This is a genomic window from Leptolyngbya sp. FACHB-261, assembly GCF_014696065.1.
Taxonomy (GTDB): domain Bacteria; phylum Cyanobacteriota; class Cyanobacteriia; order FACHB-261; family FACHB-261; genus FACHB-261.
In genome coordinates, this window is record NZ_JACJPL010000031.1 from 642,153 (window position 1) to 664,227 (window position 22,075).

Sequence of the window (22,075 nt, forward strand, 5' to 3'; positions counted from 1 at the left end):
ATTGCTGGAACTGTGCTCATAGTAAACATTTCAAGCTCTAGAAAAGCTAAGTCGTCTCGTTTTGAGCCAGAGAGTTAAGAGGGCGCTAGCGGTTTACAAGCGCGTAAAGTTTGGGATCTACCACAGGGCTCGAACGGCGGCAGGTTCGGTGCGGGTGTCTTCGTAGGTGGGGGCTGGGCGGCTCACTGGGGCAGGCTGGGCCGCAGGCTCGACCGTTGTGGTGGTGGTTTGGGTGCGACGCTCAATGACGGTGTTGCTACGCTCGACGCTTGCGTCGGTGGTGCTGCCGTCTTGGGCGGTGGTGACGGTGCTGCTCTCTGTAGTGTTGCTGTCGGCGGTGTTGGCCCCGGTGCTGTCTTCAGTGCTAGTGGTGCTGGTATTGGTCGTGGTGCTGGCTTCGTTGCGGTTGCGGTTTGTGTTGACGCGGCCACTGGCAGTTGCGGTGGCAGGGTCGTCGCTGACGCCGTTCGCCTGAGTGTCTGTGACTCGTTGGTTGACAGTACCCAGGCGGTAGCCGTCCCGTGCAAAGGCAGGCGAGATGCTGGCGGCTAATAGCAGGACGGAAGTGATTGGCAGAGCTGCAATTCGAATGGATAGTTTCATGGTTGCCCCTTTAAGTGGGTGGAGACTTCTTTTCCATTCCAAAATTTGGCAACTCTATCCGGCAGGTCAGCACTGTCCGCAGATAGAGGAGCTTCAAAAACTCAATTAGAAATTTCTATCTGCGGATGGCTTAGCGGCAGTTATGTAACAGTTGTTACTCTGGATTTCTCGCCCATTGCTGAGCACTGAGAATGAGTTGAGGCGAGAGGTTAAATAAAGTGCTTGGCGGTCGGCTAATGTCATCGCCCGGTAGGATGAGTTTGCTGAGCCGATTGCTGGTTTCTAAACGCACGATGTAGCGGCGAACGTCGCTTTCTTCGACGTCACCATCACGGACGAAGAGGGAGATGGGCAGGTTGGCACGACCGGTGCGCGGGTCGGTGTAGTTGGCAGCAACGAGTAGCAAAATTTTGGCGGAGGCGGGCAGGTTTTGTCGGCGGCTAATGTAGTCCCACAGGGCAAGGCGAGTTTTGGAAGACATGGTTTTGTTGGGTTGGGTGAGGTGAATTTGGGTGTCGCAGGAGTTAATCTTTCAGCTCTCTTTTGGGTGGAGAAAGCAGGAGAAATTGAGCTGCTTTTTCTACAGAAAGAGGAGCTAGGGAAGGGGTGTTTTCAGGTTAAGAACTCAGGCGGCGATGCGCAGTTGGTAGTGGCGCTGTTCCCAGAGTTTTCGCCAGTGATTAAGTACGGCTTCGGGATAGGAAAAACGCTGGCATTCGCGTTTAATTACCTGGCCTAGCCATTCGAGGACGCGTAAGTCGGTGCAACCTTGGATGGTGAGGGCGCAGGCTTCGATCCATTCGCTGAATTTGCGGTAGCTGATGAATTGGCCGCCTCGGTCGGTGCGATGCACAAAGAGCTGGTGGGGCCAGTGTTCGTAGCGGCAGATTAGGTGTTCGGGGATGCCAAGGAAGCGGGCAATTTGCGTCAGGGAGATGTTGAGCTGCGGTTGCAGAATTGGCGTGAGATGCATGGGGGAAGTGTCCTAAATGGGATTGGTTTGTAGAGAACCAAAACCAAAGCCACCCCGCTTCTGTGACCATAGGAAGTCTGGGTGGCTAGTATGGAGTGTTAAACTTCCTCCTAGCCTCCAGGCTGGCTGATACAGCGTGGGGGTTAGCCGTTTAGGGTTGTTGCAAGCTGCCCTAAATGGCGCTTCAGTTTTGCGGAGTTGAGGCTGTTTCGTCTAGGCAGAAATTGATAAGGTTAGTGGAAAGAAAATATCAAATTCTAAAACCACAGTCAAGCTTTAGAACGAGATTTATCTTGGGAGAAAACTCGTTAGGCAGTTGCAGGGCTGGGTAGCTGCGCTTTTAGGCGTTTGGCTCCTGTTGTATTGCATCGCGTAGGGATTTGAGATTTCTGCGATAGAGAACTGTACTGAGATGATCAACCCCTAATACCCGCTCAGCGATTTGCAATGCCTGCTTGTACAAAGGCTCTGCCTCACGGTAGTGACCTTGGGATTTGTAAAGCAATGCCAAATTGTTCAAGCTAATGGCCATATCTGGATGCTCATCGCCCAGCAGACGTTGTCTGAGTTTCAATGCCTGCACAAGCAAAGGCTCTGCTTCGCTGTAGCGGCATTGGAAGTAGTAGAGCAATGCCAGGTTGCTCAGGCTTTGCGCTACATCTGGATGCTCATCGCCCAGCAGACGTTGTCTGAGTTTCAATGCCTCCTTATGCATGCCCTCCGCCTCGCTATAGCGATCTTGGGAAGAGTAGAGTGATGCCAGATTGTTCAGGCTACTGGCAACATCTGGATGCTCATTGCCCAGCAAGCGTTGTGCTAGTTCCAACGCCTGCTTGTACAAAGGCTCTGCCTCGCTATAGCGACCTTGGGAATGGTAGAGCCCTGCCAAATTGTTCAGGTGACCAGCAACAATTGGATGCTCATTGCCCAGCAAGCGTTGTGCTAGTTCCAACGCCTGCTTGTACAAAGGCTCTGCCTCACTGTAGCAACCTTGAGATTCGTAGAGCCCTGCCAGATTGTTCAAGCTTGTGGCAGTATCTGGGTGCTCATTGCCTACCAAACGTTGGCTGAGTTCCAGTGCCTGCACAAGCAGAGGCTTTGCCTCACTGTAGCGACCTTGAAAGTAGTAGAGCGATGCCAGATTGTTCAGGCTAGTGGCAACAGCTAGATGCTCATCCCCTAGCAAGCGTTGGGTAAGTTCCAAGGCCTGCTTGTACAAAGCCTCTGCCTCACTGTAGCGACCTTGAGAATAGTAGAGCAATGCCAGATTGTTCAGGCTAGTGGCAACAGCTAGATGCTCATTACCAAAGCGGGTCTTGACAGCCGATAAACATTGCTCGTACCAGGGTTCTGCCAAGGTATAAAGTCCTTGGCCTTCGTAAAATTTGGCTGAAGCGGCAAAGGGCAAATACAGATCCTCATCGTTGAGAAATTGAGATAGCCCTTTGGCGGCCTCTGCAAGGTGAGGAACGGCATGAGATACCAATCGAAGCTGTTGACGAGTTGGCGAGTATGGAATTTGCTTGGCAATCACCACCATTGCTTGGCAAAAGGCTCGTTTTTGCTCGTCTGCCTGAGCTGATACTGCCATCTTCTCTTGCAGAAACTCGCGGATTAATTGATGCAGTTGATAGAACCCTTTGCCCTTTTCCTGGAGCAAATGCAGATTCAGCAGGCCATAGTCTCGGATTTCTTCTAGTTCCTCTAGGTCCATGTCTGGCCAGCACTGCTCTACTAGCGACCAGGAAATTGGAGCCAGAGCAAACAGGCTTAGCAAACAACCCAACTGTTTAGCGGTCTCATCCAACGCCTGCCAGCTCAGCTCAAAGGCTTCTTGCACTCCAAGCGGCGCAGTCATGTCATCTTCTGACTTGTGCTTTTTTAGCGAGAGATGCTCTAACCGTTTGTTCTCCAACCGCGTCAGCATCTCAGCCAGTGTCAGCTCAGTTTTCCGCTTCAGGTATCGCCCTACCAGCTCCAAGCCCAGAGGCAAATAGCCCAACTGTTTGCAGAGATCTCTAGCAAGTTGGATCTCTTGTTGCAGTCGTTCCTCGCCGATCAGCGATTCCAGCAACTTCAGAGCCGCCTCCGGTTGCAATACATCCAGAGAAAGCTGTCCGATGGATGCCCCCAGATGTAACCGGGTCGTGAGCAGGATCTTAAAGCGGGAAGCTTCTGTGGGCAGGTAAGGCTTGACCTTCGCATAGTCCGTCACATCATCCAATACCAGCAGCACCTCACCCTCCGGCCAATGCTGCCAGCAGAAGCGCACCTGAGTCTCAACATCCAGTTCCTCTGCCGGCTTTAGGTCGAGCATAGCTTTAGCAAACCGCACAATCTGAATGCCAATATCTCCCCCACTTCGAGCCGAGACCCAACAAATCCCACCGGAGTAGCTTTGCTTCTGGGCTAGGGCGTATCGAATCGCCAACTCCGTCTTGCCCACACCGCCCATGCCTGCCACCGCTGCAATTGCAACCCGGCGTTCCTCTTGCAAGAGCTGATGCAGACGATCTAACGCCTCCTCCCGCCCCACAAACTCACCCGCTCCACTCAGAGGAATGTTGTTTGGGACATTTGCCAAGTTATCCTGCCCCTCCGACGATTGGCCGTCAGCGGTCGAAGGGGCTACTGAGGGTTTGCTGCTGCTTCGATCTCCTCGCAGATTTTGACTAGTTCTCTGTTCAAGTCTGGGGGACTGAGGCTGTCGAGAGGTTTAGACGGGTCATTCACTGCCTGGTAGCTATTGAGAGCCGTCTTCTTATACATAGAAGCGCTCACCGCCACCCACAAAATTGTGAGTCCCTCCTCCTCAGCCGCCTTCAACAGCGCTGGAAACTCCCGTTCGGCAATAAAGTCTGAATACAGGAAATTAGAGCTAACCAGAAGCACAGCTACCTTTGCGCGAGCCAATGCCTGTTCAATTTCTACCTCCCACTTCGCCCCTTTTTTGATGCGAGTGTCATCCCACGGATCAATAGTCCCGTTCCGCACCATCGGCTTCAGCATCGTCTGAAGCTTCTTGAGCCATTCCGCATCCTCATGGCTGTAGCTCACAAAAACCTGGTCACGTACAGGCTCCGGCACCGGCTTCTTCCTTTCTAGGCATTCTTTTTCTGGTTGCACTGTTGACTGAGAGGGTATTGCCACCGGAGGCGTAGCTGTTGACGCTCGCAACCGTTGAATCTGTCTATTAGATTCGTCAATCTGTTCTTGAAGCTCAAATCGCTGACTCGCATTCGATGTCCTGGCTAGCTCCTGCTCCAAAAAAGCCAGCTTGCGCTGCCAAGTCTGAAGCGCACCGTTCGCCGAGTGATCAGCCCCATCTGAAGCCATTCAGAGAACCCCTTTAGCCCAGTTGCCACCCTAGCCTCAAGCAGGCCAAGTTAGCCGCCAGTATAGGCGCGCCCACCCCTGACCCGCCTAAATTTGTACTGGTCATAAACTCAAGCCCAAGGACCAGAAGCTAGCAAAACTCCATTTCGCCCCAAACTTGGGGGGGCTAGGGGGCATTCTCTCCAACCATCCCATCATCTAGTTTCAGCAGCCCCAAACTGAGCTTCATCGCGCTTGAGCCTAGTTTCACCATGCGCAAATCTAGTTTCATCGTGCTTGAGCCTAGTTTCACCCCGCTAAAACTTAGTTTCACCACGCGCAATTCTAGTTCAATCGCACTGAAATCTAGTTCAATCCAGATTTAGTTTAGTTTTACCGTGCTTACTTTTAGTTCAAGCGTAATTTTTGGGAACGCTAGACCCTTATCCCTAACTTGCAGCAACCACGCCCATAAACTGCTAGAGCCAACAACGACCCCAGCAAAACCACGCAAAAGAAAAACTCAACATCAAAAAAAGGCATCCACTTTTCCTAAATTTTTCAGGAGACTGTTGCCCTGCTAACCGTTTAATTTACATTTATAAATTCGAGTCCCAAACACTCATTAAAGAGGTTCAAAGGCTCATTCACGAGCATTAGAGCCTCATTCACGAGTCTCAAACACTCATTCACAAGACCCAGAGCCTCTGCTTTACCCACCCTTAACTCCCAGCTAAACCTAAATGTATTATTTCTTACCTTCTTAAAGAGACTTTGCAATTAGCTTTACCCAGCTCCTACCACAGACAGACGGACACCTCAGCCAAACCCCATTAGGCTCTAAGAGCTGTGATAGATGCTACAAGGGAGTACGCTTCATGAGCGACAACATCAAGAAAGACCACGATTCCGATGCTAATCCCGACCCCATCACCGGGCAACCCGGCTCCCATCCAGTCGGCACAGGCGTAGGCGCTGCCGGGGCTGGCACAATCGGGACCGTGATTGGCGGTGCCCTTGGTGGCCCAGTTGGCGCAGTCGTCGGCGCAGCAGTTGGCGCCGTAGCCGGTGGCTTAGCAGGTAAGAACGTCGCCGAGCAGATCGACCCTAGCGTCGAAGATAACTACTGGCGCCAGAACTACGCCACTCGCCCCTACGTCCAACCAGACCACAGCTACGAAGACTATCAACCCGGCTATCGCACCGGCTACGAAGGCTACGGTCGCTACGCTGGAAGCGGCCGCACCTACGACGAAGTCGAGCCCTATCTCCAGAGCGACTACGAAACCAACCACGGCGGCAAAGCAAAACTGGGTTGGGACAAAACTAAGCATGCTGCTCGCGATGCCTGGGACCGCGTTGAGCGTGCAATCCCCGGCGACGCCGACAGAGACGGACTCTAAATAGAGATTAGGTTTCTCTTGCAGATTGGGACCGACGATAAGACCAGTTAGATGACGCAAAGGCGGCTCAACGAGTACAGTTGAGCCGCCTCCAATCCAGAAGCGCCTAAGGCAAACGGATCAATTCAGCCTTAATTTTTAGCCAATTTTAGCCAAATTCCTACCTAACAGGCCTGACAGGAATCGCTTAAGCTCCTGCATAAATCGCCCACTCTTCAATGCCGCGATTCTTTAAGCTCGATTCAGCTTGACGAACCTGCTCATCCGGCCCTTCGATCAGAACCAAATAATCGCCCCGATGCAGACGGTTGCTATAAACCAGCGCCCGTTCTTGTGGCATACCCGTATCGGTTAAGGCATGAATCAAACGATCAGCCGTTGAGGCTTCAATCGCCGAACCCGTGACCGTTGCCACTAGGGCCGCCGCTAGACTACCCGCCGCCAGCACCGGCCCCACACCCGGAAGCGCCAGACTGCTCAGGCCCACCAGCGTTGTGCCCCAAGCGCTAGCCGTCGCCACATCTTCAGACAACCCTCTCTGAGTCTCCACCGACTCATCGCCGACTCGCTCACTCGTCTGAGCGCCGCCCACCGACTCAACCTGTTCGGCCTCCTTGCCGATCACAGAAACCTTATCCATCGGGAAATTAGCAGCATTCAATTCATTGAGCGCCTGCTCGACAGCTTCGCGATTGTCAAATATGCCAGCGGCGCGGCTTTGTTGAGTTACAGCCATTGTTTTAACTCCTTCAAAATGTGCAGTGAATGGGTAGTTCTAAGTGAGGCCAGCTAGGTGAGACAAGTTAGATGAAACAAGCTAAGAAAAGTAGCTTTGGCTACGGTTCTCCTAGTGTGTAAAATCCACCCCATTCGCTCCAACACCTTGAGGAAGACTTCAGTCGCCAGAAATTCAAGCGAAATTCAAGCGAGACTCAAGCAGAGATCCAAACCAGCTAGCTATAAGTGCAAGCCCCTATCCCTGGCACGCATCGAGGGAACTCTAGGCAAGTCGTCTCTGCCATCCCCTCATGGAAGAATTCTTTCTCTTCAACCCCAACGATCCAGATGACATCGCCTCCTGGGTACAGGGACGCCGCCAGCTGATAGACCGGTTAGAAGAGCTGGAATGGGAAGCAGGCGTGCATTTTGCCCTCTACCCAGACGGACGCTTGGGCTTCTGCGAAGAACTGATTTTGTCGCTGCACGAAGAAGTGCCCGTGCAGACTGGCCACTTGATCGGTGCCGATCTAGTTTTCCGCGCAGCCGAACTGGACGAGAAAGCGCTAGAACACGAAGCTGACTAGGGCCGTTGGTCGGTCTTGAGCTGTTTCTGTCTCAAGTCGTGTACTCGGCGTTGATTTTGACGTAGTCGTAGCTGAGGTCGCAGCCCCAAGCGGTGCCGTTGCCCGGACCATCACCTAGGCTGACGCTGATCACCACATCTTTCTGCTTCAGGTAATTGCTGGCACTGGCGCGGTCAAAAGGCAACGGCGTTCCCGCTTCCATCATTAGGAAGTCGCCCAGTTTCACCTGGAGTTGGCTGGGGTCGAAGGCAACTCCAGCTCGACCAGCCGCCGCGGCAATCCGACCCCAGTTGGGGTCGCGACCAAACACCGCTGACTTAACTAGAGAAGATCCAGCAATCGTGCGGGCTACCTGACGAGCCGCGGCTTCATCTGTCGCCCCGCTCACCTGGATTTCTAACAGACAGGTTGCGCCTTCGCCATCGCGAGCAATCGCCTTGGCCAGATCCACACAGGCGGCAGTCAGCATCTCCTGCAACTGCTGGGCATGGGGGCTGTTTTCATCGGTGATTGCTGGCGTACGGGACAGACCATTGGCCAGGGCCAGCACAGTGTCGTTGGTGCTGGTGTCGCCGTCTACCGTGATTTGATTGAAGCTTTGATCCACAGCTTTGACCAGCATCTGCTGCCACAGGCTCGGCGTCACCGCAGCATCGCAAGTAATAAAGGCCAGCATCGTTGCCATGTTGGGATGGATCATGCCGGAGCCTTTGGTCATGCCGCCGACGCGCACCGGACGACTATCAACCATTGCTTCTAGAGCCACGGTCTTGGGCACTAAGTCAGTGGTCATAATCGCGCGTGCCGCCTCTGCTGCGGCCACTTCAAGATCCTTGTTGGGATCCATCGCCTCAGCCACCAGCCGAGGAATTGCCGCTTTTAGCGGTTCCATTTTGATGCGCTGGCCAATCACCCCCGTCGAAGCTAGCAGAATTTGTTCTGGTGGCACTGAGAGTGCCTGTCCCAGCACTTGGGCGCATTCCAGCGCATCGGTCATGCCCTGAGCACCAGTACAGGCATTGGCTTGACCAGCGTTAATTAAGATGGCGCGAGCAGCCGGTTTTTCCTGAAGGCGTTGCTGGCAGTAGTCCACCGGCGCTGCACGCACTTGCACCTGCGTGAACACACCAGCCGCAATCGCTGACTCTTCCGACACAATCAGGGTCAGGTCAGGGGCACCAGAGGGCTTCAAACCTGCAACAATCCCAGCAGCTCGGTAGCCTCGGGGAGCGGTTACGCCGCCGGAAATTACCTGCCAGTCCTGTGTCGTCATCTCGCTCACACCCCTTGCGAAAACCTGACCCTGATTTTACTCTTGTGACCCTTGCCTGAACTGTCGTTCTGAACCCCGTGCCAGGTCGCTTTATGCTATCGGCTCCAACATGCGGAAGCGATTGTTAGCGACTAGATAACGACGGCCCAAAACTTCGTCAGGGGCACGGTTGCGCAGGACTTGCCGCATGTCCGCCGCGATCCGAGGCACATTTAGGAAATAGCCATGCTCTGAGGGTTCAGCGAAACGGGCCACAACTCTTGTGCAATCGATGAGGGCAACGTTGCGAGGCACCTGCTGCGGGTGGATGGGACCATCATTGCCCAGCCGCGTGGGATTGCCCTTGAGCGTATCGCTAGCCCATAGCGCCAAATCGCCATTGTTGAAATAGACACTGGTGCGTCGGCTTAGGCGGGGCAGAGAGAGCAACTTGTGCTCGAATTCAAAGGCATCATCATCTTCATCGGCTGCCATCATCAACACTTGGTCAAATAGCCTGGGCAACTGTTCGCCCACCTGCCGTTTGAGTTCCTGCAAAGCATTGCGCAGAACATAAGCGCCCATACTGTGGGTAAGCAGATGCAAGCTCTGTTTACACTGCTGTTCAGGCGGCACTTGATTAATGAAATCGGCAACCTTGAGCAGACCCCGTGCAAAAGCAGACCCCGAAGCAGCCGCATCTAAGCGGTCATTTTTGTAGGCGACAATATCGCGGGATTGAGTTTTGCTCAGCAGTAGCGCCCCATCCGAAGGCCAGGAGAACAACACCATGTTCAACTTAATGGGGTCGTTGGGCGCGAGTGGATCGGCAGCAGTCAAAATTTGCTTGAGTTGAGCCGCTGCGGTTAAAGCACTTTTGAAGGACGTATTAAAGCCATGAATAAAGATCATGGTGTCCTTGGCGTTCTGGAACATCTCACGCCGGACGCGATCGAAGACGGCTTGGCTACCCAAAACGGGCGGCGTTACTGAGAAGTTTTCGGGGGCAACGGCGATTTGATACTGGTCGAAGTTAGGCCCGGTTACTTGTGCTTGCCCAAAACGCAAGTTGGCTAAACCATCACTGCTAAACTCACTATCAAAATCATCAGGATTGGTGGGCCGATTGGGACGTCGATTGGTCGCAAAATAGATTGTCGTCATTGCTTAATCTCTATGCCTTTGCAAGCATCTGTGCCCACTCTCTTCTTTGTCAAGTTCTGAGTCTCCGGAACCAGTTGAGTTAGCGATAAACTCGGCTTGCTTTGCCTTGCTTTAATACATCAATATATCTTTCAATACATCTTTAATAGTTCAGTTCAAGCCTTTGCCACGCCTAAACTGAAAGCTCTACTCGTTAATTCTCTTGACTGTTTGGAAGTAGACCATAATCCAGTTTAGTTGCTGAGGGACAAACGAAATCTTAATATTTCTAATCGCAACTTAACTGTCTTGATGGCCTTCTGGATTGCGTTGGCTTCAAGTCTTAGGGCTGTAATCCTTAGCACTGTAATATTTATCACTTAGGCATTGCTTCAAGCAGACAACTTATCGCTTTTGCAGTCTAAGCGTATGATTGCCACAGATACTTTTGGCCGGACGCTATCTGAGGGCATCTGTGGGAGCACCTGTGAGAGCACAGTGGATAACGCAGGATGTAATCTGGACGGCTTGGCAGCAGCCTGGCTTAGAACATCTCCAGCTAACCGAACAGGAAGATCAGGTTCTAGCCGATAGCCTGCTGATCGGCATGCATAAGCAAAAGCCCTTTCGGGTGCGCTACACGATTGTCTGTGATTTGCAATGGCAAGTGCGCAGGCTGAGTCTAGATCTGTTGAGTGGCGGTGGACAAGCCATTGAGTTGTGGTCTGATGGCAACGGTCAGTGGACGACTCAGTCTGGTTTTGCAGTGTCCGCTCTGGATGGCTGCTTGGATCTAGATCTTGCAGTCACTCCCTTCCCCCACAGCCTAGCGATTCGTCGTTTAGCCTTAAACCCAGGCGAATCTGCTGAAGTGAAGGCGGTTCATTTAACCGTGCCTAAGATCAAACTGCAAACCAGTCAGCAACGTTACACCTGTCTTGCTACTGGCTCTGAAGCGAATGTAGAGGGTAACGCTGGGGATAAACCCGAGGGCGGCTTGTATCGCTACGAAAACTTAGGCACTGGCATCCAGGTTGAGTTGCGCCTGGATGCTAAAGGTCTGGTCATCGATTATCCTGAAGCGTTTAGACGGGTGTGGTCCCAGTAGTGGCGATTAACCTTGATTGACCTTCAGCAATCCAGCTCAGCTCAACTCTTATGCGCATTCGCGTTCAGCCCTTCACCGTCCATAAGCGATTTGCCTTAACTATTAGTCGTGGCACAACGGCGCAGAGCACGAACTTGTGGGTGACGGTGATCCAAGATGAACTAGAGGGCTGGGGCGAGGCTTCTCCCTTCGCCGCCGATCAGCAGCCTCAAACCAGCGAGCGGATTTTGGCGGATTTGCAACGGGCGATGCCGCTGCTGGAGCAATTCAGCCCGCTAGACCAGCAAGCGATTGAGCAGGTTTTGCGGAAGGCGGAGATTGGGTCTGCTGCGCGTGCGGCTCTGGATGTGGCGATGCATGACTGGTTGGGCAAGCGGGTGGGGCTACCGCTGTGGCAATTGTGGGGTCTGGATTGCAGCCGCATTGTGCCTACGTCGGTGACGATTGGCATCAACACGCCCGAAGCGGCCCGAGCCCGTGTGCGCGATTGGCTGGACTTCGCTGCGCCTAAGACTTTGAAGGTCAAACTGGGCAATCCGGCTGGCATTGAGGCAGATCGGGCAATGCTGCTGGCGATCCGAGAGGAAGCGCCTAGCCAGCCGATCAGCGTAGATGCCAATGGCGGTTGGAGCTTAGCGGATGCAGTCAAGATGTGCGACTGGTTAGCCGAGCAACAGGTGACTTACGTTGAGCAACCGTTGGCCAAAGGCCAGGAAGCTGACTTGTCTGAGCTCAACCAGCAATCGCCCCTGCCGCTGTTTGTCGATGAGAGCTGCTGGACTAGCCATGACATTGTGCGGCTGGCAGACCGAGTGCAGGGGATTAACATCAAACTAATGAAATGTGGCGGTTTAACTGAGGCCAGACGCATGGTGCATACGGCGCAAGCTTGCGGCTTGCAAATTATGTTTGGCTGCTATTCCGACAGTTCGCTGGCTAATACGGCATTGGCTCAGCTTTCGCCCCTGGCTGACCGTTTGGATCTCGACAGCCAGCTCAACCTGGTCGATGACCCGTTCGCGGGAGCAACGTTGCAAGACGGACGCGTGATGCCAAACGATCGGCCTGGATTGGGAGTGCAACGCCATGCGGCTAACGCCTGAGCATCGAGTGGCGGTGCTGTTGCACGAGGGCATCCTCGGCAGCAGTGGCAAAACTGGTCTGTCGCTGTTGCGTTACAGCGAAGCGCCGATTGTGGCGGTGATCGATGAGCAATGCGCCGGTGGCTCGTTGGCAGAACTGACAGGCATTGCGCACCAGGCACCGATTGTGGCCTCAGTCAGCGAAGCCTTGACGTTACAACCGAATGTGCTGGCTATTGGTCTGGCGCCCTCGGGGGGAATCTTACCCGAGGCGCGACGACAAGAAATTAAGCAGGCGGTTGCGGCAGGCCTATCGGTGATGAACGGCTTGCACACGCTAATGGCCACCGATCCAGAGCTGAAGGCGCTGCTTCAGCCGGAGCAGTGGATTTGGGATATTCGTCAGGAACCGCCAGGGCTGAAGGTGGGCAGTGGTCAGGCGCGTCTGCTTCCCTGTCGGCGGTTGCTGCTGGTAGGCACGGATATGGCGGTTGGCAAGATGTCGACGGGCTTGGAGGTGCAACGGGTAGCGCGTCAGCGGGGCTTGCGATCTAAGTTTTTGGGCACGGGTCAGGCTGGCTTAATGATCGCAGGCGATGGCATTCCCTTGGATGCGATCCGCGTGGATTTCGCGGCGGGTGCCGTGGAGCAACTGGTGATGCGCTACGGCTACGACCACGACTTGCTGATTGTGGAGGGCCAGGGTTCGCTGCTGCATCCCGGCTCGACCGCGACCCTACCTCTGTTGCGCGGCAGTCAGCCGACGCATTTGATCCTGGTGCACCGAGCCGGGCAGGCGCACATTCGCAACATTGAGCAGGTGCCGATTCCCCCACTCAGCGCCGTTGTGCCGCTTTACGAAGCGCTAGCCGCGGCAGGGGGAGCCTTTGCGCCAGCAGCAGTGGTGGCAATTGCCTTGAATACGGCTCACCTGGATGAGGCTGCCGCCCGAGCCGCCGTAGAGCAAGCCCAGGCCGACACCGGTTTGCCTTGCAGCGATCCAGTCCGGTTCGGCGCAGAGGTGCTGTTAGACGCCGTGATCAAGCCTTGAGCCGCTCAGCATGAAGATTCAGCGACTCGATCATTTGGTGCTGACGGTTCGCGATCTGGAGGTGAGTTGCCAGTTCTATGCTCAGGTGTTGGGCATGGAGGTGGTGACCTTTGGCGAGGGACGCAAGGCACTGCACTTTGGTCAACAGAAAATCAATTTGCATGAGCTGGGCCGGGAGTTTGAACCCAAGGCGGAGCGAGCTACGGCGGGTTCTGCGGATCTGTGCCTGCTGAGCGAAACTGCGTTGACTCAGGTCATTGAACATCTGCAGCAGTGTGGGGTTGAAGTGCTAGAGGGACCAGTGCGCAGAACCGGTGCCCTGGGTCCTATCGACTCGGTTTATTTGCGCGATCCCGATGGCAATCTACTAGAGGTATCGTCGATGCAGTCTGAATCCACGCCAGCGTCAGCAACCCAGGCAGCTGCCACACAGGCAGCCACGGCAGCAGGACTACAGCTCAGCGTGCTAGCTGAGCGATTGGCGGTTTGCCGGTTGGAGCCAACGGAGCCAATTCCAGTTTGGGCGGTGAGCGGTGCATTTTTTGCCGTGGTTAAAACCGTTGAGGAACTCTCGATTGTCTGTCCGCAGAGCCAGGTGCCTGATGGCGTGATCCATGAGGCCAACTGGCAAGGGTTCAAAGTTGCCGGTCCGTTGAATTTTGCCTTGACTGGGATTCTGGCTGCCTTGGCTAATCCATTAGCGCAAGCAGGCATTAGCATCTTTGCGGTGTCAACTTACGATACCGACTACTTGTTGGTTCGAGAACAACATTTAGAACAGGCAATTGCCGTGCTCAGGCAGGCGGGCCACCAAGTCCAGGCCTAAGTCATGGAACTTCAAACATCCAGATTGGTGCTCAAGCGCCTGGATGCCAGTACTGCGCCTGAGGTTCTGGCCTATTTTGAGCGGAATCGAGAGTTCTTTCAGCCCTGGAGCCCGACGGTACCGCCAGACTTTTACACCTTGGAATTTCACCGCAGAAAATTACAAAAGGAACTGGAGCGTTGGGCCGAAGGTCAAACGCTGCGCTTGTGGTTGTTTAAGAAGGAAGCACTATCTAATACTTTGATTGGCGACCTAGTTTTAACGAACATCACTCGCGGTGCTTTTCAGTCTTGTCACTTGGGCTACAAGCTGGATCGCCAATGGATCAATCAGGGCTTAATGACCGAAGCGCTGAGCACTGTGCTGCCTTTTGCCTTTCAGAGCTTAAAGCTACATCGCGTCGAAGCCAATATTATGCCTAGAAATCAGCGTTCGATCCGCGTGGTTGAGAAGTTAGGCTTCGTTAATGAAGGGCTGTCCAGACAATACCTGAAAATTAATGGTGTCTGGGAAGATCATTGGCATTACGTCATGCTCAATCCGGTGGCTCCGGCAGAATTGCTATAAACGGTCGGCTCGCTTTCAAGCTGTGATTAAAGAGGTTGCAATGGGACTAACGATTACTCAAGTCGATGCCTTTACCGCTGAACCGTTTGCCGGTAATCCTGCCGCAGTTTGTATTTTGCCAGAGCCACGAGATGAAGTGTGGATGCAGAAGGTAGCACAGGAAATGAACCTGTCTGAAACGGCCTTTCTGCACCGTCAAGCCGATGGTTTCAGTTTGCGTTGGTTCACGCCTGCGGTTGAAGTTGCTCTCTGCGGTCACGCGACGTTGGCGAGTGCCCATGTTCTGTGGGAAGCAGGACATTTGCAGCCCCAGGAACAAGCGCGATTTCACACGCTCAGCGGCCTTCTGACGGCGGAGCGACGCAGTGATTGGATTGAACTAGACTTTCCCGCCAAGCTAGAGGAAGCCACAACAGCCCCTCCAGATTTATTGAAGGCGTTAGCAGTCAGGCCGGTTTACGTGGGCAAAAATCAGTTTGATTATGTGGTCGAAGTGGAGTCTGAACAAACGGTTCGGGCTCTCAATCCCGATTTCACGCTGCTGCGAAAACTGCCCGTTCGAGGTGTGATTGTGACCAGCGCCGCCACTTCGCCCGAATACGATTTTGTCTCACGCTTCTTCGCTCCCGGCTCTGGCGTTGACGAAGACCCCGTGACGGGTTCGGCCCACTGTTGCCTCGGTCCATTCTGGCAACAACGCTTGGGTCGGCAGGAGTTTGTCGCCTATCAAGCTTCGGCACGGGGCGGGGTCGTGCGCGTGCGCTGTAGCGGTGAGCGCGTGGCTTTAGGCGGTCAGGCAGTTACGGTTTTGCGGGGGGAATTGTTATAGCGCCGCTCCTGCCATCGACAAGTTGCTCTCTGCAATAGCTCTGTGATCGCGGAGATTACGGAATGCGGCTCAAGCCATTAGTAATGCAGGCAGGATGATCATCAATGTCAGTCGATCCATTGGCAATGTCACTGCGGATATTACTGAGTGCAAGCGGCTGCATTGAGATGGGAGCAAGCACAAATCTAATGATCATTGGGGCCAATGCTTAAGCAGGGTTTGAGGGTAAGCAATCGGTTGACGCCAGCGAAGGGGCGGCGTGGCATTCTCACGAGTTGTGGGCACTTTAGCAAGGTATTGCACTCACACCGTTACTATGTCGACCCAAAGTAGCAATCGTCGTTTGTCTCCTCAAGTGATTAGCCAGGATATCGATGCCCTCAATGGTTTGGGTGCTATTCCTAACTACGAAACCGCCCGCATTGAAGCAACATCCAAGGCATTGCAAGCCGCCTATCAGGCGATGATCATGCAGCAGCAAGCGGAAACCGAAAGACAGGCGATGTACCGGGCCACAGTCAACGCGGCACGGTTAGCAGAATGGAACTTTCACAACGCTGTATTGGCGATGAAAGAAGTCGTGCGGGGACAGTTTGGTTCAGACAGTGATGAAGCCCAAGCCGTTGGCTTGAAGAAGAAATCTGAGCGTAAGCGCCGGGTGCGTGCCAAAGTGGTGAGCGCTTAAGGGCAAGATGAGCCAATCCCCCTCAAGTTTCCCAGTTGAGAGAACTTAAGGGGGATTGCTAGAGGTGAATGTATAGATTCAGCTAGTTGCCACGGCTTCTATTTTCAAGTCGCCACTGGGCCCTCACTCAAGCCGTAGTTACCTCTTAGACACTCACAAATGCCGCCGAGGTCAGGCTGCTAACTTGCACATCGTTGAGTGTTGCCAACAGCTCACCGCTACTGGTCAAGCGGACCAGGGTGTCATCAGCTTTGCCGCCAGTGCCCTGCGTCAGGCTTAAGTCTGCGAAGGTCAAACCATTGGCTAGACCCAAGCGGTCGCCCTGGCCTAGGCGCAAGTCATAGATCGAGTCGCTGCCGTCTCCAGCTCTGAGCACAAAGACATCGCTGCCCTTGCCACCGTTGAGCTGATCGTTACCCTTGCCACCGTCGAGCAGGTCATCGCCCGCGTCACCCCAGAGTTGGTCGTTGCCCGCCTCGCCATACAGCAGGTCATTGCCCGCTTTGCCGCCCAAGCGGTCGTTGCCGTTGCCGCCATAGAGTAGGTCGTCGCCGCCATTGAGGCCACCGGCAGTGCGGATGTTCTGATCGCCACGCAGGACATCGTTGCCGTTGCCGCCGTAGAGGCGGTCATTACCTTGCAGACCGGCAAGCGTGTCGTTGCCGCCCAAACCGAGAATGAGGTCAACCTCTGCGGTACCGACCAGGGTTTCGCCCCGATTGCTGCCGTTGATCGCGCCAGTCAGGTTGATTTCATACAAGGTGGTGGTGCCGCTGACTTCGTTGCCGACCGCCAGCAGGGGTTTGCCGTTGGGGCTATCGTTAGCGCTGATGAAAGCCAAGCCTTCCGGCCCCAAATCGCCTGCTGTGCCCGTCTCGGCATCGCCGCTGAAATCGCGGTTGTTGATGTACTGCACAAAGCTGGCGCTGTAGGGATCGGTGACGTCGTAGACCATGACACCGCCGATGCGTTCCAGGCCGATGAAGGCATAGGTGCGCCCGTCGATCACGCCTGTGGTCACGCCTTCGGGTTCAGGTCCCTTATTGTCGCTGCGGCTGTCCAAGGAGCCATTTTCGGCGTTGTCTGAGTTGAACTCATTGGGCAGCAGAGCCGCAGTAATTCGCTCAAAGTCGTCGCCACTGTCGAAGACCAGTTGCCCTTCGGCCGTGCGAATCGAGAATGAGCGACCACCAAAGGCGTAAAGCTGATCAAAGTCGCCATCGCCATCGGTGTCACCGTTGGCAGTAGTCACATTCAACCGGCCCAATTGGTCATCGGCTTGCAATTGCGCAGCATTGGGGAAAGCCGTGGGATCCAAGCTGAGATCCTTGACCCGCGCTTCTTCAGCAAAGGCATCGTAATCGCGGGCATCGCCTTCATTGGCAGTGACGATAAAGGTTTGACCGTTAACCTCGTAAGCGGCAATGCCGTCGGGTTGATACAAGCCCAACACGGGTTGACGCGCGATATTGATGCCGCCATCGCGATCGCTGACATCTAAACCGTTGCCCGCTTGGCTGTGGTCTTTGGCACCTAATGGCAAGATGTCGGTAACTTTTCCGGTGGCTAGATCCACCACAGCTAGCGCGTTGTTTTCCTGCAAAGAAACCCAAGCTTTGCTGGAATCTTCAGAGACGGTAATGTATTCCGGTTCGATATCTTGAGCCACACTGGCATTGGGACCAAAGATGCGAACGCCCTCGCTCCTCAAGGCGCCAAGTTGATTATTGAAGGCCCGGAAATCAGCTGTGGTGACATCGCTTTGACTAAGGTTAGCCACGCCAGCTGAGAGATCAATAATGCTGATCGAACCTTCTGGATCCACGCTGTAATCGCTGCTGGGTTCGCCTTCATTGGCAACCAAAACTTTGCGACCATCGGGGCTGAAGGTCACCATGTCGGGTAACGAACCCACAGTGACTGAATTCAACAGCTGGCCGTTGACATCAAAGAAGCCAACCACGCCAGGCGCCTGCGTATTCTCATTCTCAATCGCCGCTGCCACGATGCCGTTGTAGACATCAACACTGTTGACCTGCGCGCCCAAACTTGAGATATCAATCGATTGCAATAGCGTCGGTTGGCTGGGATTGCTGGCGCTGAGAATATCGATCGTGGCGTTTTCAGCGTTGACCACAAACAGGCGTTGCGACTGCGGGTCGTAAGCCACAATCTCAGCACCACCCGCATCGAAAATGCCACTGGCATAAGTGCCGATGGCTTTCAACTGAATCGCTGGTTCAGCAACCGGCGATGTGATCGGCGTAGGGTTGCGCGGATCGAACGAGTTAGGGTCAATCTCTAGGGGCTCAGGGAAGGCATTAGCGACATCTTGCCAGCCCACAAACTTGAAGTTGGTGCTGGTGTTTTCCAGCTCTCCGTCGTCCGCTGCCACCACCTGAGGATCGTTGGCGCCATCGTGCACGACTAGCAAACCGAAGGGGTACTGCGGTCCCAAAGGCACATTGATCAAGTCAGCGCCGTCCGATTCTTCAACGCTGTCGATGCTGCCCGAGGCGCCAACCGCGAAGTTGCCCACATAGGCGTTGCCACCCTCGCGTCGGTAAACCGCAAAGGTGCTGTCGCCCTGGCTGGAGGCCAGCAAGTAGCCCTTGCCATCGGCTCCGTAATAGATGGTCAAGCCCTCAGCATCGGCTTCCAGGTTGCTGCCCTCCGGTTTCACGGCGTCGAGCAGGGTTCCGGTTGTGCTGCCTCCTGGCTCTGCCGAGAACTTGTAGATGCCCCTGTTTTCCTGGGCCACGTACAGATAGCCCAACTCGCGGTCGGCTACCATGCCCTCGACTTGGGCATCTTCGAGTTCGCCGCCCTCAGGAATGGGCACAGTTAGCGTCCGCACCGGAACCGCGGTGACCTTGCCACTGCCGTCGTCTACCAACTCCAACTGTGCAATCTGGTCGCCTTCGCGCTGGCTGACGAAGACAAACTGCTTGCCGCTGATCGGGCTGGTGTAGGTCGTCAAGCCGTAGGCGGTTTGTTCGCCATCATCCAGGCCGAAGATCGAGCCAGGAATAGCGCTGGACGTGGCATTGTTGAGCCGTCCGGTGGCCGGGTTGATTTGGTAAATCGCCAGCGTGTCGTTCTCGCGATCGGAAGCAATCGCCAAGTCCACCGTCCGACCGCTCAACTCAAAGCCATAGAGCACATCAACGTTGTTGTAGCGGATGTCGCCATACTCGGCAGGCAGAACCGATTGCACCAGAGCGCCATTGAGGTCAAAGACCGCCAGGCCTCCATCCTTGAGCGAGCTAATCACCAAGCTCTTGGCCGAATCCGTGGGATTGACCCAAATCGCCGGATCGTCAGCATCACCGGCAATCGCACCGCTGGGCACCGCCTCATCGGTGTCCAAAACCTGCGGCGTCTCAGTTTGAGGCAGCACCACGGGGATGTTGTCGACATCCAAGGCCAGAGTAATGAACTGAGTGGCCTGGGCCGGGCTGAAGTTGTTGTCGGCCACCACAATCAGGGACTGGCGACCATCGGGCAGCTTGGGTCCCAGGGTAATGCCTTCTAAGTTGTCTGGGGTCAGACCTAAGCTGGCGAAATCCAGCAGCTCGCGCTTAGCAACTGGCGGGTCGATCTCAAAGGGAGCGCCGGTTGCTTCGTCGAACAAATCGTTTTGGCCGCTGACATCTAAGGCACCCTGGGTGCGAATCTCGAATAGCTTGACCGTGTTGCCAACCCCAGTCGAGAACGAACGCTCCAGCGCCAGCAAAGTGCCACTGTTATCAATCGCCAGCAAGTCCACCAAGCCATTGGTGCTGAAACCCTCCGGTGGGTTGGGTACAGCCGCAACGGGCTCGGTGAGGTAGACAAATTCGCCGACTTCCTGCCGGGTCACCAAGTCGTACTTGAGGATGCGTGAGGGGCTGCCTTGGGTGGGATCGGCAGCGGGACCATCTTGCTTCAGGGCGTTCTCGGTGGCGGTGTAGAGGTAGCGACCGTCGGGCGAAATCGTCAGGCTCTCAAAGGCCAGGTTGTTACGAATACCACTATTGTCTGGGGAAGCCAGGAATCGGTCCGGGATGGGCAGAGCGCTGAGCTGCTGACCCGTGAGTGAAAACTCGTTGACAAAGGGATTTGTGACCCGTCCCAAGTCTGGGCGAACTTCTCCTTCTGAGGAAACAAACACCGTGCCTTGCTCGGTGAGAGCAATGCCTTCCGGGTCCAGGCTCAAAGGAGCAAAGGGATTGCCACTGGCATCGCGCAGCGTGGTCACATCCTCAAAGGTGACATCACCGCTATCGAGGCGACCATCGCTCAAGTTGATCGAAAGCGTGTAAAAGCGGGCCGGGTTAAATTCACTGCGGTCGTCCGCAATGCTGTAGTAAAGGTTGCGGCTCGGGTCATAGGTAATGCCCGATAAGCCACCCACTTGAGTACCGTTAAACTGCAAACCGGTGGGAAACGTGAGTTCACCCAAAAAGCTGACATTGCTGACGGTGCTGCGGCTGGGAATCACCGTGTCCACCCAAACTAGACGGTGGTCCGAACTGGGAAAGCCACCGGGCAGAGTCGGATTAAACGTCCCAACTAGCGAAAACTGAGGGTCACTACTTTCGGGCCAGAACACTTGAGCGTCAGTAATCTGCAAGTTGTTTGATGGCAACACGTAATCAGCCCGCAGGTTGCCTGGCGTCGTGTCGGCAAAGTCGGCGGTATCGAAGCGAGGGTCGCTTGCATGGCTGGTATTGGCACCGCCTTGCAGGGCGGCCTGTTCTGGGCCACCGGGGCTGGTCGGCGTCACACTGGTGTTGACCAGTGGATTGTCGAGAAGCTGCTGAATTGCGCCGGGGATGCTGTCCCCATCCAATGGGTCCGAGTTCTGGTCGCCCATGATCACAAAGCGTGACCCAGGCGTCAGCCCGCCTCTACTGCCCTGGTCGTCGTAGATGTAGCTACCCTGTCCAGGCGTGATGTAATCCGACCAGAAGCGAATTTCATCAGCATTGCGAGTGCCGTTACGGTCTTCAGGACCATCGAAAACTGGTGGCGTTGGATGGCTGACCAGCGCATGGATAATTTCGCCATTCACCTCAATTGGCACATCCCAGTGGCTCTTAGAAGAGAGCCGAACCACATCCAGTTCTGCTGCGGAATACCAGTCGTTGGGCTGCGCTGTATTGGGGTCATCCGGCAAGCGGGCATCAGGCATGTCCTTCCACAAAAAATCTTGGAAGGTACGGACGTTGGCGGTCTCAATCGGGTACTTGGAGTACACCACCATGCCATATTGTCCAGGGAAAAAACCAAACCCTAAAGCATCATTAGGACCGCCGACCGAGCCACTATTATCTAAATCAAAACCTGAAGCAACGCCCGTGTTAGAAGGGGCAACGTAAGCGTAGGGATATTCAACGGGAGCAGCACCGTTCTGGCTCAGACTCAAATAATTTTGTCGAAATAGATCAACCGCTTGGCCTTCAGCATCGTAATCAAATTCGTTAATCAGCAGGACATCTGGATTGCTGCGCTGAATAATTTCTGCGACTGCTTTGGCTTGGGCATTGTTGGGGGTAGATAGATCGGTAACCAGTTGGCCTTCCGCATTGCGGTTTAGGGACGCGTTAAAGGTCGCAAAGCGAATGGAGTCCGCCATAAATGCCTCTCTAATCAATCGACAATTGCAGGTATTAGGCCCAGCGTCAGCAACCAGCGCCAAACGCGCCTGGTTTTACCCTGCTGACCACAATTTCCGTATTCTTACGGAGCTAGCAAGCCGATCAAAATCTACCGGCCTAGCGTTAAGCGAAAAATATAGAAACTCTAACGCAGGATTAACAACTGCTTAATAGAAGCCTAAAAGCTGATTTCTTCTTCAAAACTTTACATAGGAAACAGAGGCTGGACGAGCAGTTTCAATGCAGTGCTAAGGGCTTGGCAATGCCAAACTCATACACAGGGGTGAATAGC

General features: G+C 54.5%; 19 protein-coding genes. 9 read left to right on the top strand and 10 right to left on the bottom strand.

What is annotated here, in order from left to right:
- Positions 1-117: 117 nt before the first annotated feature.
- The 5 genes from H6F94_RS28095 to H6F94_RS28115 form a co-directional block, all read right to left on the bottom strand.
- Positions 118-603, bottom strand: a complete 486-nt coding sequence (locus H6F94_RS28095; RefSeq protein ID WP_190805563.1) for a hypothetical protein — start codon at positions 601-603, stop codon at positions 118-120.
- A 154-nt stretch (positions 604-757) separates the two neighbouring features.
- Entirely contained in the window at positions 758-1,084 is a 327-nt protein-coding gene (locus H6F94_RS28100; RefSeq protein ID WP_190805564.1) for a hypothetical protein, read from the bottom strand.
- Between the two features lie 144 nt (positions 1,085-1,228).
- Positions 1,229-1,576: a hypothetical protein gene (locus H6F94_RS28105; protein WP_190805565.1), complete on the bottom strand. Its 348-nt coding sequence runs from the start codon at positions 1,574-1,576 to the stop codon at positions 1,229-1,231.
- 340 nt (positions 1,577-1,916) lie between these two features.
- Positions 1,917-4,160, bottom strand: a complete 2,244-nt coding sequence (locus H6F94_RS28110) for a tetratricopeptide repeat protein (protein WP_242041446.1) — start codon at positions 4,158-4,160, stop codon at positions 1,917-1,919.
- 44 nt (positions 4,161-4,204) lie between these two features.
- Positions 4,205-4,912 (bottom strand): toll/interleukin-1 receptor domain-containing protein, encoded by a 708-nt coding sequence (locus H6F94_RS28115; protein WP_190805566.1) that lies wholly within the window; start codon positions 4,910-4,912, stop codon positions 4,205-4,207.
- An 857-nt stretch (positions 4,913-5,769) separates the two neighbouring features.
- Between H6F94_RS28115 and H6F94_RS28120 the strand changes: the two genes are divergently transcribed.
- Positions 5,770-6,294, top strand: coding sequence for a hypothetical protein (locus H6F94_RS28120; protein WP_190805567.1), 525 nt, complete (start codon positions 5,770-5,772; stop codon positions 6,292-6,294).
- Between the two features lie 187 nt (positions 6,295-6,481).
- On the opposite strand, the gene H6F94_RS28125 is transcribed toward H6F94_RS28120, so the two are convergent.
- Positions 6,482-7,030 (bottom strand): general stress protein, encoded by a 549-nt coding sequence (locus H6F94_RS28125; RefSeq protein WP_190805568.1) that lies wholly within the window; start codon positions 7,028-7,030, stop codon positions 6,482-6,484.
- Positions 7,031-7,322: 292 nt separating this feature from the next.
- Here H6F94_RS28125 and H6F94_RS28130 point away from each other — a divergent pair, with 292 nt between their 5' ends.
- Positions 7,323-7,598 carry a hypothetical protein gene (locus tag H6F94_RS28130; protein WP_190805569.1) on the top strand — a complete coding sequence of 92 codons (276 nt, stop codon included), beginning with the start codon at positions 7,323-7,325 and terminating at the stop codon, positions 7,596-7,598.
- 31 nt (positions 7,599-7,629) lie between these two features.
- Here H6F94_RS28130 and argJ read toward each other — a convergent pair whose 3' ends face one another.
- Together argJ and H6F94_RS28140 are read right to left on the bottom strand one after the other, a co-directional pair.
- Positions 7,630-8,871: a bifunctional ornithine acetyltransferase/N-acetylglutamate synthase gene (argJ, locus tag H6F94_RS28135; RefSeq protein ID WP_190805570.1), complete on the bottom strand. Its 1,242-nt coding sequence runs from the start codon at positions 8,869-8,871 to the stop codon at positions 7,630-7,632.
- Positions 8,872-8,961: 90 nt separating this feature from the next.
- Positions 8,962-10,014 carry an alpha/beta hydrolase gene (locus H6F94_RS28140; RefSeq protein ID WP_190805571.1) on the bottom strand — a complete coding sequence of 351 codons (1,053 nt, stop codon included), beginning with the start codon at positions 10,012-10,014 and terminating at the stop codon, positions 8,962-8,964.
- 466 nt (positions 10,015-10,480) lie between these two features.
- Between H6F94_RS28140 and H6F94_RS28145 the strand changes: the two genes are divergently transcribed.
- Genes H6F94_RS28145 through H6F94_RS28170 form a run of 6 tightly spaced genes read left to right on the top strand, consistent with a single transcriptional unit; the run spans position 10,481 to position 15,456 of the window.
- Positions 10,481-11,101 (top strand): putative glycolipid-binding domain-containing protein, encoded by a 621-nt coding sequence (locus H6F94_RS28145; RefSeq protein WP_190805572.1) that lies wholly within the window; start codon positions 10,481-10,483, stop codon positions 11,099-11,101.
- A gap of 50 nt (positions 11,102-11,151) precedes the next feature.
- A complete protein-coding gene (locus tag H6F94_RS28150; RefSeq protein ID WP_190805573.1) occupies positions 11,152-12,204 on the top strand; it encodes a dipeptide epimerase in 1,053 nt (350 codons plus the stop codon).
- Positions 12,188-13,234 (top strand): N-acetyltransferase DgcN family protein, encoded by a 1,047-nt coding sequence (locus H6F94_RS28155; RefSeq protein WP_190805574.1) that lies wholly within the window; start codon positions 12,188-12,190, stop codon positions 13,232-13,234. The genes H6F94_RS28150 and H6F94_RS28155 overlap by 17 nt, the downstream gene beginning before the upstream one ends.
- 10 nt (positions 13,235-13,244) lie before the next feature.
- The gene (locus tag H6F94_RS32670; RefSeq protein WP_190805575.1) at positions 13,245-14,060 is read left to right on the top strand and encodes an ACT domain-containing protein; all 816 of its coding nucleotides are present in this window, start codon (positions 13,245-13,247) and stop codon (positions 14,058-14,060) included.
- A gap of 3 nt (positions 14,061-14,063) precedes the next feature.
- Positions 14,064-14,627, top strand: a complete 564-nt coding sequence (locus H6F94_RS28165) for a GNAT family N-acetyltransferase (RefSeq protein WP_190805576.1) — start codon at positions 14,064-14,066, stop codon at positions 14,625-14,627.
- Positions 14,628-14,667: 40 nt separating this feature from the next.
- On the top strand, positions 14,668-15,456 hold the full coding sequence (locus H6F94_RS28170; protein ID WP_190805577.1) for a PhzF family protein: 789 nt from the start codon (positions 14,668-14,670) through the stop codon (positions 15,454-15,456).
- A 55-nt stretch (positions 15,457-15,511) separates the two neighbouring features.
- On the opposite strand, the gene H6F94_RS28175 is transcribed toward H6F94_RS28170, so the two are convergent.
- Positions 15,512-15,652 carry a hypothetical protein gene (locus tag H6F94_RS28175; protein WP_190805578.1) on the bottom strand — a complete coding sequence of 47 codons (141 nt, stop codon included), beginning with the start codon at positions 15,650-15,652 and terminating at the stop codon, positions 15,512-15,514.
- Between the two features lie 120 nt (positions 15,653-15,772).
- On the opposite strand from H6F94_RS28175, the gene H6F94_RS28180 reads away from it, so the two are divergent.
- Positions 15,773-16,141: a hypothetical protein gene (locus H6F94_RS28180; RefSeq protein ID WP_190805579.1), complete on the top strand. Its 369-nt coding sequence runs from the start codon at positions 15,773-15,775 to the stop codon at positions 16,139-16,141.
- Between the two features lie 145 nt (positions 16,142-16,286).
- Here the strand turns inward: H6F94_RS28180 and H6F94_RS28185 are convergent, their stop codons facing one another.
- Entirely contained in the window at positions 16,287-21,761 is a 5,475-nt protein-coding gene (locus H6F94_RS28185) for a phytase (RefSeq protein WP_190805580.1), read from the bottom strand.
- Between the last annotated feature and the right edge of the window lie 314 nt (positions 21,762-22,075).

Excerpts from the sequence above, each read along its gene's own strand:
- H6F94_RS28095 (WP_190805563.1), bottom strand. The coding sequence starts at position 603 with ATGAAACTATCCATTCGAATTGCAGCTCTGCCAATCACTTCCGTCCTG.
- H6F94_RS28100 (WP_190805564.1), bottom strand. The coding sequence starts at position 1,084 with ATGTCTTCCAAAACTCGCCTTGCCCTGTGGGACTACATTAGCCGCCGA.
- H6F94_RS28105 (WP_190805565.1), bottom strand. The coding sequence starts at position 1,576 with ATGCATCTCACGCCAATTCTGCAACCGCAGCTCAACATCTCCCTGACG.
- H6F94_RS28115 (WP_190805566.1), bottom strand. The coding sequence starts at position 4,912 with ATGGCTTCAGATGGGGCTGATCACTCGGCGAACGGTGCGCTTCAGACT.
- H6F94_RS28120 (WP_190805567.1), top strand. The coding sequence starts at position 5,770 with ATGAGCGACAACATCAAGAAAGACCACGATTCCGATGCTAATCCCGAC.
- H6F94_RS28125 (WP_190805568.1), bottom strand. The coding sequence starts at position 7,030 with ATGGCTGTAACTCAACAAAGCCGCGCCGCTGGCATATTTGACAATCGC.
- H6F94_RS28130 (WP_190805569.1), top strand. The coding sequence starts at position 7,323 with ATGGAAGAATTCTTTCTCTTCAACCCCAACGATCCAGATGACATCGCC.
- argJ (WP_190805570.1), bottom strand. The coding sequence starts at position 8,871 with ATGACGACACAGGACTGGCAGGTAATTTCCGGCGGCGTAACCGCTCCC.
- H6F94_RS28140 (WP_190805571.1), bottom strand. The coding sequence starts at position 10,014 with ATGACGACAATCTATTTTGCGACCAATCGACGTCCCAATCGGCCCACC.
- H6F94_RS28150 (WP_190805573.1), top strand. The coding sequence starts at position 11,152 with ATGCGCATTCGCGTTCAGCCCTTCACCGTCCATAAGCGATTTGCCTTA.
- H6F94_RS28155 (WP_190805574.1), top strand. The coding sequence starts at position 12,188 with ATGCGGCTAACGCCTGAGCATCGAGTGGCGGTGCTGTTGCACGAGGGC.
- H6F94_RS32670 (WP_190805575.1), top strand. The coding sequence starts at position 13,245 with ATGAAGATTCAGCGACTCGATCATTTGGTGCTGACGGTTCGCGATCTG.
- H6F94_RS28165 (WP_190805576.1), top strand. The coding sequence starts at position 14,064 with ATGGAACTTCAAACATCCAGATTGGTGCTCAAGCGCCTGGATGCCAGT.
- H6F94_RS28170 (WP_190805577.1), top strand. The coding sequence starts at position 14,668 with ATGGGACTAACGATTACTCAAGTCGATGCCTTTACCGCTGAACCGTTT.
- H6F94_RS28175 (WP_190805578.1), bottom strand. The coding sequence starts at position 15,652 with ATGATCATTAGATTTGTGCTTGCTCCCATCTCAATGCAGCCGCTTGCA.
- H6F94_RS28180 (WP_190805579.1), top strand. The coding sequence starts at position 15,773 with ATGTCGACCCAAAGTAGCAATCGTCGTTTGTCTCCTCAAGTGATTAGC.
- H6F94_RS28185 (WP_190805580.1), bottom strand. The coding sequence starts at position 21,761 with ATGGCGGACTCCATTCGCTTTGCGACCTTTAACGCGTCCCTAAACCGC.